Source organism: Pseudomonas sp., assembly GCF_037994325.1.
Taxonomy (GTDB): Bacteria; Pseudomonadota; Gammaproteobacteria; order Pseudomonadales; family Pseudomonadaceae; genus Aquipseudomonas.
On record NZ_JBBNAH010000650.1, the window covers coordinates 1 to 9,381 of the forward strand.

Consider the following 9,381-nt stretch of genomic DNA (forward strand, 5'->3'; position numbering starts at 1 on the left):
ACGGCTGGTGGGTGGCGTCGGCGGCGTTTTTGGCTTTGAACATCATGTCTTGCAGGCCCACCACGGAAATCAGCGCCGTGGCCTTGGTCAGCACCAACCAGTTATTGGTGAACCCGGGAATGGCGAAACGGATCATCTGTGGCACCAGCACACGGAAAAACACCTGCGTACCGCTCATGCCATAGGCGGCGCCAGCCTCGCTCTGGCCTTTGGGGATGGCCATAAAGGCACCGCGAAAGGTTTCCGACAGGTAAGCACCAAAGATAAAGCCCATGGTGAATACGCCAGTGGAGAACGGGTCAAGGTCGATGTAATCCTCAAAACCCAGCAGTGGCGCCACGCGGTTCACCACGTCCTGACCGCCATAGAAAATCAGCAAGATCAGCACCAGATCGGGAATGCCGCGAATCACCGTGGCATAGGCTTCGCCTAATAGCGCCAGCCACTTGATGGGCGACAAACGAAAAGCGGCGCCGATCAGACCAAGCACAATCGCCAGCGCCATTGAGGTCAGCGCCAGGGAAATGGTCAGCCATGCGCCATCAAGAATGGTCGAGCCGTAGCCGTTGAGCATAGGAAAAGCCCACAAGTCAGAGAAACATGCTTAGCGAAACAAACTGCCGACGCGGGGGGTGGCGTAAAACCGTCGCAGGCAGGCCTTTAGAAAAAAAGCCGGACAAATAAAAAGTGGCACACCCCGCAATCATCGAGCCTGTGCCTCTTCTGTTTAGCGCGGGTTACTTGCCGTAAACGTCAAAGGCGAAGTACTTGTCCTGCACCTGCTTGTATTTGCCGTTGGCGCGGATGGCCAGAATGGCGGCGCTGATTTTTTCTTGCAGCGCGGTGTCGCCTTTGCGTACCGCGATGCCCTGGCCTTCGCCGAAGTATTTTTCGTCGGTGAAGTCAGGACCGGCGAAGGCGTAACCCTTGCCTGCATCAGTTTTCAGGAAGCCGTCGTCGATGTTGACCGAGTCAGCCAGGGTGGCGTCCAAGCGGCCGGAAGCCAGGTCGAGGAACACTTCGTTCTGCGAGCTGTAACGCACGATCTCGGCGCCAGCTGGGGCGAAAACTTCGGTGGCGTAACGGTCGTATACCGAGGAACGCTGCACGCCGACTTTCTTGCCTTTAAGGTCGGCCAGCGGGTCGTTGATGGTGGTACCGGCCTTCATCGCCAGCTTGGCTGGGGTGGAGTAGTACTTACCGGTGAAATCGACCGACTTCTTGCGATCGTCGGTGATCGACATAGACGAGAGGATGGCGTCGAACTTGCGCACTTTCAGCGCAGGAATCAGGCCGTCGAACTCTTGCTCGATCCACTTGCACTGCACCTTCATCTCTTCGCACAGGGCCATGCCGATGTCGTAGTCAAAGCCGGTAATTTTGTCGTCCGGAGTCTTGAAGGCAAACGGTGGGTATGCCGCTTCAATACCGATACGCAGAGGTTTGGCATCATCAGCGATAGCCAGGGACGACAGCAGGGACACCGCCAGGGCGCCGAGAAGGGCGAGCTTCTTCATCGTGGACTCCTTAATAGGTCGTGAGCTGATTAACAGGCCGACCGTTGAATTATAGGGAGAGTCGCCATCTTTGCCGGGTGGTAACCCGAAGGGACGAAGCTCATCGGCCGACGCACAGGTAGCGGCGTCTGGGTGGCGGCATTCTAACGACAGCCCCAAAGCCGATATTTCTTCAATGCGACAAGTAATTACAAAAGGGCTTTGGAGGGGTTTTGGACTATTGACAGAGGACGCCAAAAAAGGCAGCAAACGAAGCAAGGGTAAACCAGTAGCTACAGCACTATTCATGCCTATTTTTCACAACCCTTATAAATGCTGGGGTTCTCTGTTTAATTATTTTTCTGCCGTAGGAAATATCGCCCAAGAATCGGGCGCGGTGTTTCGGTTTGCCCCGTGATGAAGCGCGGTGTTACTGCCGCTCTTCACACAGGTGAATGCCGATAAAAATCTCCCTGCCTAGCTCGGCTCAAAAAAAAGCCCGCCTAGTCGGCGGGCGTTTTTTTAAACCCTGAAACGTTAGGCCACGGCTTGCTGCATCGCCTTGTGGGTATCAATCAAATGCTGCACCACACCTGGGTCGGCCAGGGTGGAGATATCCCCCAGGCTGTCGTATTCAGCGGTCGCGATTTTACGCAGGATGCGCCGCATGATTTTCCCCGAGCGGGTTTTCGGCAAACCCGGCGCCCACTGAATCACATCGGGCGCGGCAATCGGGCCAATCTCTTTACGCACCCATTGCTTAAGCTCTTGGCGCAATGCCTCGCTAGGCTCCTCACCGTTATTCAAGGTGACGTAGACATAAATGCCCTGCCCTTTGATGTCGTGCGGCATACCGACAACAGCGGCTTCCGCCACTTTCGGGTGGGCGACCATGGCGCTTTCGATTTCGGCGGTGCCCATGCGGTGGCCGGAGACGTTCAGCACATCGTCCACGCGCCCGGTAATCCAGTAGTAACCGTCTTCATCTCGACGGGCACCGTCACCGGTGAAGTACATGCCGCGGAAGGTTTTGAAGTAAGTATCAACGAAGCGGTCATGGTCGCCGAACAAGGTACGGGCCTGGCCTGGCCAGGAATCCAGAATCACCAGGTTGCCTTCAGCCGCGCCTTCAATCAGGTTGCCGAGGTTATCCACCAAGGCCGGCACCACGCCAAAGAATGGCCGCGTTGCCGAACCTGGCTTGAGCGCGGTAGCGCCTGGCAACGGGCTGATCAGCACGCCGCCCGTTTCGGTTTGCCACCAGGTATCAACAATCGGGCAGCGCGATTGGCCGACCGTTTCGTAGTACCAGTTCCAGGCTTCCGGGTTGATCGGCTCGCCCACCGAACCGAGCAAGCGCAGGCTCGAACCGTCGGCACCTTCGATCGCGGCTTTGCCCTGGGCCATCATGGCGCGAATGGCGGTTGGCGCGGTGTAAAGGATATTGACCTTGTGCTTGTCGATGATTTTCGACACACGGGTGATATCCGGGTAGTTGGGAATGCCTTCAAACAGCAGCGTGGTCGCGCCATTGGCCAGTGGGCCGTAAACGATATAGCTGTGGCCGGTTACCCAGCCGACGTCGGCCGTGCACCAATAGACTTCGCCCGGCTTGTAATCAAACACGCGCTCGTGGGTCAGCGCGGCATACAGCAGGTAGCCAGCGGTGGTGTGCTGCACGCCTTTCGGTTTGCCGGTAGAGCCGGAGGTGTAGAGGATAAACAGCGCTTCTTCGGCACCCATTTCTTTCGGTGCACACACGCTGCCAGCGACCTTCATCAGGTCTTCGTACCAGATGTCGCGGTGCTGGTTCCACTTGATCGGCGAGCCGGTGCGCTTGCACACGATCACCTTTTGAATGCTGCTGGTTTCCGGGTTGGTCAGCGCATCGTCGACGTTGGCTTTGAGCGGGGTTTTCTTGCCCCCGCGCAGGCCTTCATCGGCAGTGATCACCACCTTGGAACGGCAGTCGATAATGCGCCCAGCCAACGCTTCCGGAGAGAAACCGCCGAACACCACCGAGTGAATAGCACCAATGCGCGCACAGGCAAGCATGGCTACTACGGCCTCAGGGATCATCGGCATATAGATGGTCACCACATCGCCACGGTGCACGTCTTGGCCGCGCAGGGCGTTGGCGAATTTGCACACTTCTTCGTGCAGTTCGCGGTAGGTGATGTTGCGGTGTTCGGAGGGGTCGTCGCCTTCCCAGATAATTGCCAGTTGGTCGCCACGTTCGGCCAGGTGACGGTCCAGGCAGTTAGCCGAAACGTTAAGGGTGCCGTCGGCAAACCATTTGATATCCACGTGGTGATCGTCGAACGAAGTCTGCTTTACCGCCGTGAAGGGCTTGATCCAGTCCAGACGCTTGGCCTGCTCACGCCAGAAACCGTCAGGGTTGACCACCGACTGCTGGTACATGGACTTGTAAGTCGCCTCGTCGGTCAGGGTGTTGGCCGCAACCTCGGGACGTACGGGATACAGTGATGCAGCACTCATCGGGATACCTCGGTGAATAGTTGTTTTTGTATGGTGCCTTTTGTAGACCTCCCCTCCCCTGCGGACCATTCGACCATGGTCTTACCGGCTTAGGACCATGGTCGCAGAGGGGCGTGGCAAAACTTCCAGGCAAAAAAAAGGCGACCATCGGGCCGCCCAGTCGAAACATCTCGGGGAAGAGATGCTCGCAATACCTAGATCTGTGATCACGCAGAACGCAGACAGATGCTTTGTACGCCTGGCCATGGGGCTGGGCCATTGCACTTAAGTAGTAGGTATGCGTTCAAGACCGCCCCCTCACCCTAGCCCTCTCCCCGCAGGGGCGAGGGAACAGTTCAATGGTGGTTGAACGAGGTGTATCAGACGCCACACAGTGAACTCCCTTCGCCCGCTTGCGGGAGAGGGGCTGGGGGTGAGGGCTAGCCTTCACTCCTTGCCCATGCCGTACTGCTTCAACTTATTGGCAATGGTGGTATGGGAAACCCCCAGCCGCTTGCCCAACTGCCGGCTGCTGGAATGCTCGCTGTACAGGCGCTCCAGCACGGCTTTTTCAAAGCGCCCCATAATCGCCTCCAAGCCGCCTTCCAAGGAAAAATCCCCCAACGGCTGCGGCGCGCCATAGTCCGGCAGGCGGATATGCTCCGCTTTAACCAACGCCCCATCGCACAGCGAAACCGCCTGAAACAGCACGTTCTCCAACTGCCGCACATTGCCCGGCCAGTGGTAATGGCTAAGGCGCTCAAACGCTGGCGGCGCCAGTTTGGGCAACGGGCAACCGATCTGCCGACTGGCTTGGTCGAGGAAGTGTTCAACCAGCGGCATCAAGCCATCCAGGCACTCGCGTAGCGGCGGAATATGCAGGCTCAACACGTTAAGACGGTGGTAGAGGTCTTGGCGGAATTCGCCCTTGCCGCACAGTTCAGAAAGGTCGACCTGGGTGGCGCAAATCACCCGCACATCGAGGTACACCTCTTCGTCGCTGCCGACCCGGCGAAAGCAGCCATCCTGCAGAAAGCGCAGCAATTTGGCTTGCAGCCGTGGGCTCATTTCGCCGACACCATCGAGAAACAAAGTGCCGCCAGCGGTGAGTTCCAGCAGGCCCAATTTGCCTTCCGGCCGTGCACCTTCAAAGGCGCCAGGGCCGTAGCCAAACAGTTCGGTTTCAGCCATGGATTCCGGCAGGCCGGCGCAGTTCAGCGCCATAAACGGTGACTGCCCACGTGGGCTGGCCAGGTGGCAGGCGCGAGCCAGCAGTTCTTTGCCGGTGCCGGTTTCACCTTCGATCAGCAGCGGCGCATCCAGCGGCGCCATTCGCCGTGCTTCCCGCACCACCGCTGCCAGCACCCGCGAACTTTGGAAAATGCTGTCAAAGCCGCGCAGCTCTTGTTTGCGCACGTGGTAAATGCGCTCGCCCACACGATCGGCGCGGTGCAGGGTCAGCACCGCGCCGGCCATGGCATCGCTTTCTTCGTGCTCGGTTTGCAGCGGGGCGATATCGGCGAGAAATACATCGCCCTTTATCTTCACCCGCAGGCCATTGATGCGTGATTTATTCGCCCGCACCAACTCGGGCAAGTCGAAATCTTCGGCATAGCGCGACAGCGGCAGGCCCGGCACTTCATCCACGCGCACGCCAAGCAACTGCGCGGCCGCGCGGTTGGCGGCGACAATGGAACCGGCCATATCGATGGATAGCACCGGAAACTCCAGCGCACCCAGCAAGGCATTTAATTCCAGATGCCGACGCTCGCTGGGCATCAGCCCCACGCGCTTAACGCCAAACACCCCCGGTATCGCTTCGAACTGGGGGCGTAGGGACTGGAATTGCAGGTTGATCAGATTCGGGCAGTGCAGGTAGATCGCGTTGCCCTGCTCGCCGCCCACCTCACCACGGGCCACGTTAATGCCGTATTCGACGAGCAAGTTAAGGATGTCGCGCAGAATGCCAATCCGGTTTTGGCAATGGACTTTGATACGCATGGCGGGCCTGATTTTGTTGTTGTCGTCGCCGCTATCAACGGAAAAATCTGCCGATGCCGCGTAATTTTCGTAAAGGATAGTTTACGCATTACACCCCCAGCAACACGAAGCCTCGCCACTTGCGCCAACTCGTCACTATTTCTTTACGGAATTTGCCGCACCAACTTATGGGTCAGCAACCCTGCCCGGCTGAAAACCCGCACGCGCCGGGTTATCTCTAGTCCCACCTATAACAACAAACACAAGCGAGGCAGCGATGAAGCAGTCGCAATACGTGGCACGCGAGCCGGACAGCAGCGGCTTTATTCACTACCCGGACGCTGAGCATCAGGTGTGGAACACCCTGATCACGCGCCAGCTGGAAGTGATCAGAGGCCGCGCCTGCCAGGAGTACCTGGATGGCATCGAGCAACTCGCCCTGCCCCATGAACGCATTCCGCAACTCGCTGAAATCAACCGCGTGCTGCAAGCCAGCACCGGCTGGCGCGTAGCGCGGGTGCCAGCGCTGATTCCGTTCCAGACCTTTTTTGAACTGCTGGCCAGCAAGCAATTTCCCGTCGCCACCTTTATCCGCACCCCCGAAGAACTCGACTACTTGCAAGAGCCGGATATTTTTCACGAGGTCTTTGGCCACTGCCCGCTTCTGACCAACCCCTGGTTCGCGGAATTTACCCACACCTACGGCAAGCTGGGTTTGCGGGCCAGCAAAGAGCAGCGCGTGTTCCTCGCCCGCTTGTATTGGATGACCATCGAATTTGGCCTGGTGGACACGCCACAAGGCCGCAAGATTTACGGCGGCGGCATTCTGTCCTCGCCGAAAGAAACCCTCTACAGCCTTTCCGACGCGCCCGAACACCAGGCCTTCGACCCGGTCGAAGCCATGCGCACGCCGTATCGCATCGACATTCTGCAACCGCTGTATTTTGTCCTGCCCGACCTGAAGCGCCTGTTTGATCTGGCCCAGGAAGATGTCATGGCCATGGTGGTTCGCGCCGCCGAGCTCGGTTTGCATGCTGCTAAATTTCCGCCAAAAGCGGCTTAATCACTTTTTATAGGAGCCCCCAATGACCGCCCTAAACCAAGCCCACTGCGAAGCCTGCAAAGCCGATGCGCCGAAAGTCTCCGATGCCGAACTAGCGGTGCTGATTAAAGAAATTCCGGACTGGAATATCGAAGTACGCGACGGCGTTATGCAGCTGGAAAAACGCTATGCCTTCAAAAACTTTAAACAGGCGTTGGCCTTTACCAACTCCGTGGGTGAAATCGCCGAAGCCGAGGGGCATCACCCTGGCCTGCTCACCGAGTGGGGCAAAGTCACCGTTACCTGGTGGAGCCATTCGGTCAAAGGCTTGCACCGCAACGACTTCATCATGGCCGCACGCACCGACCAAGTAGCCAAGACGGCGGAAGGCTTGAAGTGAGCCATTTCAGTGGCGTAGCGCGGGTGCCGGGCGATCCGATTCTGGGCTTGATCGACGCCTACCGCAGCGACCCCAATCCGCAAAAGCTCGACCTGGGCGTGGGCGTGTACAAAGACCCGCAGGGCAATACGCCGATTCTGAACTCGGTGAAAATTGCCGAGCGTTACTTGGTCGATAGCGAAACCAGCAAAAGCTATATCGGTGGCCATGGCGACCCACTGTTTACCCAGCACTTGGCGCGCCTGGTGATGGGCGCCGACTCAGCGCTACTCAACGAAAACCGCGCTGGCGCCACGCAGACGCCGGGCGGCACCGGTGCGCTGCGCTTGGCCGGCGACTTTATTCGCTACTGCCTGCCGGGGCGCGGCATTTGGTTAAGCGACCCGACCTGGCCGATCCACGAAACCCTGTTCGCGGCGGCTGGGCTGAAGGTCAGCCACTACCCCTATGTTGATGCCGACAACCGCTTGGTGTTCGACGCCATGCTCGCCGCCCTGCGGCAAATCCCGGCGGGCGATGTGGTGCTGCTGCACGCCTGCTGCCACAACCCCAGCGGTTTCGACCTCAGCCAAACACAATGGCGCCAGGTGCTGGAGGTAGTTCGTGAGCGCGAGCTGCTGCCGCTGATCGACTTCGCTTACCAAGGGTTTGCCGAAGGCTTGGAGGCCGATGCCTGGGCCGTGCGCCTGTTTGCCGCCGAGCTGCCGGAGGTGCTGATCACCAGCTCCTGCTCAAAAAACTTTGGCCTGTACCGCGAGCGCACCGGGGCGCTGGTCGTGACCTGCGCCAGCGCCGACAAGCTGGTGGATGTGCGCAGCCAGCTGGCGGCCATCGCCCGCAACTTATGGTCGACCCCACCGGCCCATGGTGCGGCCGTGGTAGCGCAGATTCTCGCCGATGAGAGCTTGAAGTTGGTCTGGCAGGAAGAAGTGCAAGCCATGCGTGTGCGCATTGCGCAGCTGCGCCAAGGGTTGCTCACGGCCTTGCAGCCTTATGGCTTGGCCGAGCGCTTTGCCCATATCGGCAGTCAGCGTGGCATGTTTTCCTATACCGGCTTGAGTGCTGAGCAGGTTAAGCGGCTGCGCGATGAGCACAGCATTTATATGGTCAGCACCGGGCGCGCCAACGTCGCGGGGATGGATGAACAGCGCTTGGAATACTTGGCGGCAGCGATTGCCAAGGTCAGTGCGTAGTAGCCGGATACATTCATGCACCTGGGTCCCCGCCTACGCGGGGACGACGGCGGGTTTTGCTTGATACCACCGTCATCCCCGCGCAGGCGGGGCTCCCGGTGCGCTGATGTCCGCGCAAATGCCGATTACCGCTAAAAATCCACCTTACCCCGCCCTGCCTTAATCGCCCCGCGCTGGCTTTTACCTTCCAACCGCCGCTTCTTCGAGCCCAAGGTTGGCTTGGTGGGCCGGCGTTTTTTCTCCACTTTGCTCGCCGCCAGAATCAACTCTTTCAAGCGCTCCAAGGCATCGGCGCGGTTCTGTTCCTGGGTGCGGTATTGCTGGGCTTTGATCACCACTACGCCATCACTGGTGATGCGGCTGTCGCGCCATTGCAACAAGCGTTCTTTGTAAAACGGCGGCAGGGACGACGCGTTGATATCGAAGCGCAGGTGCACGGCGCTGGAGACTTTATTAACGTTCTGCCCGCCCGCACCTTGCGCGCGGATAGCGGTTAGCTCGACGTCGGTGTCGGGTAGGTGAACGCTATTGGAGATAACCAGCATGAAGGGGAACCACGTGCGAGACAGGCTGGCAGGATAACGGACGTCGACGAGAGGAATACACAACAACGGCAAAAACACCGTCGTGCCCGCGCAGGTGGGGCCCCAGAGTTTCTGGTACAGCACACACGATCTCGGCGGCGGGTCTGCTGGCGAGCTTGGCAACTCGTTGCTTACGCTGGCTTAACGAGCGCTTTTTCCTCCGCGATTCTGGGTTCCCGCCTGCGCGGGAACGACGGAGGTTTTACCA

Annotated in this window: 8 protein-coding genes; 3 read left to right on the forward strand and 5 right to left on the reverse strand. The window is 58.8% G+C overall.

The window, feature by feature from the left end; translation table 11 throughout:
* The 4 genes from AAAB16_RS21430 to AAAB16_RS21445 form a co-directional block, all read right to left on the reverse strand.
* Positions 1 to 574, reverse strand: a 574-nt coding sequence (locus tag AAAB16_RS21430) for an ABC transporter permease (protein WP_340665153.1), incomplete at its 3' end; no start/stop codon positions are given.
* Positions 575 to 737: 163 nt separating this feature from the next.
* Positions 738 to 1,517, reverse strand: a complete 780-nt coding sequence (locus AAAB16_RS21435) for an ABC transporter substrate-binding protein (RefSeq protein WP_340665154.1) — start codon at positions 1,515 to 1,517, stop codon at positions 738 to 740.
* 516 nt (positions 1,518 to 2,033) lie between these two features.
* Positions 2,034 to 3,995: an acetate--CoA ligase gene (gene acs, locus AAAB16_RS21440; RefSeq protein WP_340665155.1), complete on the reverse strand. Its 1,962-nt coding sequence runs from the start codon at positions 3,993 to 3,995 to the stop codon at positions 2,034 to 2,036.
* A gap of 426 nt (positions 3,996 to 4,421) precedes the next feature.
* Positions 4,422 to 5,975 carry a sigma-54-dependent transcriptional regulator gene (locus tag AAAB16_RS21445; protein WP_340665156.1) on the reverse strand — a complete coding sequence of 518 codons (1,554 nt, stop codon included), beginning with the start codon at positions 5,973 to 5,975 and terminating at the stop codon, positions 4,422 to 4,424.
* A gap of 256 nt (positions 5,976 to 6,231) precedes the next feature.
* Between AAAB16_RS21445 and phhA the strand changes: the two genes are divergently transcribed.
* The 3 genes from phhA to AAAB16_RS21460 are packed head-to-tail and all read left to right on the forward strand — an operon-like array spanning position 6,232 to position 8,589.
* Positions 6,232 to 7,017 carry a phenylalanine 4-monooxygenase gene (gene phhA / locus AAAB16_RS21450; RefSeq protein ID WP_340665157.1) on the forward strand — a complete coding sequence of 262 codons (786 nt, stop codon included), beginning with the start codon at positions 6,232 to 6,234 and terminating at the stop codon, positions 7,015 to 7,017.
* A 22-nt stretch (positions 7,018 to 7,039) separates the two neighbouring features.
* Positions 7,040 to 7,396 (forward strand): 4a-hydroxytetrahydrobiopterin dehydratase, encoded by a 357-nt coding sequence (locus tag AAAB16_RS21455; RefSeq protein ID WP_340665158.1) that lies wholly within the window; start codon positions 7,040 to 7,042, stop codon positions 7,394 to 7,396.
* A complete protein-coding gene (locus AAAB16_RS21460; protein WP_340665159.1) occupies positions 7,393 to 8,589 on the forward strand; it encodes an amino acid aminotransferase in 1,197 nt (398 codons plus the stop codon). The genes AAAB16_RS21455 and AAAB16_RS21460 overlap by 4 nt, the downstream gene beginning before the upstream one ends.
* Positions 8,590 to 8,720: 131 nt before the next feature.
* Here the strand turns inward: AAAB16_RS21460 and arfB are convergent, their stop codons facing one another.
* Entirely contained in the window at positions 8,721 to 9,134 is a 414-nt protein-coding gene (arfB, locus tag AAAB16_RS21465) for an alternative ribosome rescue aminoacyl-tRNA hydrolase ArfB (RefSeq protein ID WP_340665160.1), read from the reverse strand.
* Between the last annotated feature and the right edge of the window lie 247 nt (positions 9,135 to 9,381).

What these genes read in the sequence shown, in the direction of transcription:
- AAAB16_RS21435 (WP_340665154.1), bottom strand. Translation starts at nt 1,517, where the DNA reads ATGAAGAAGCTCGCCCTTCTCGGCGCCCTGGCGGTGTCCCTGCTGTCG.
- phhA (WP_340665157.1), top strand. Translation starts at nt 6,232, where the DNA reads ATGAAGCAGTCGCAATACGTGGCACGCGAGCCGGACAGCAGCGGCTTT.
- AAAB16_RS21455 (WP_340665158.1), top strand. Translation starts at nt 7,040, where the DNA reads ATGACCGCCCTAAACCAAGCCCACTGCGAAGCCTGCAAAGCCGATGCG.
- arfB (WP_340665160.1), bottom strand. Translation starts at nt 9,134, where the DNA reads ATGCTGGTTATCTCCAATAGCGTTCACCTACCCGACACCGACGTCGAG.
- acs (WP_340665155.1), bottom strand. Translation starts at nt 3,995, where the DNA reads ATGAGTGCTGCATCACTGTATCCCGTACGTCCCGAGGTTGCGGCCAAC.
- AAAB16_RS21445 (WP_340665156.1), bottom strand. Translation starts at nt 5,975, where the DNA reads ATGCGTATCAAAGTCCATTGCCAAAACCGGATTGGCATTCTGCGCGAC.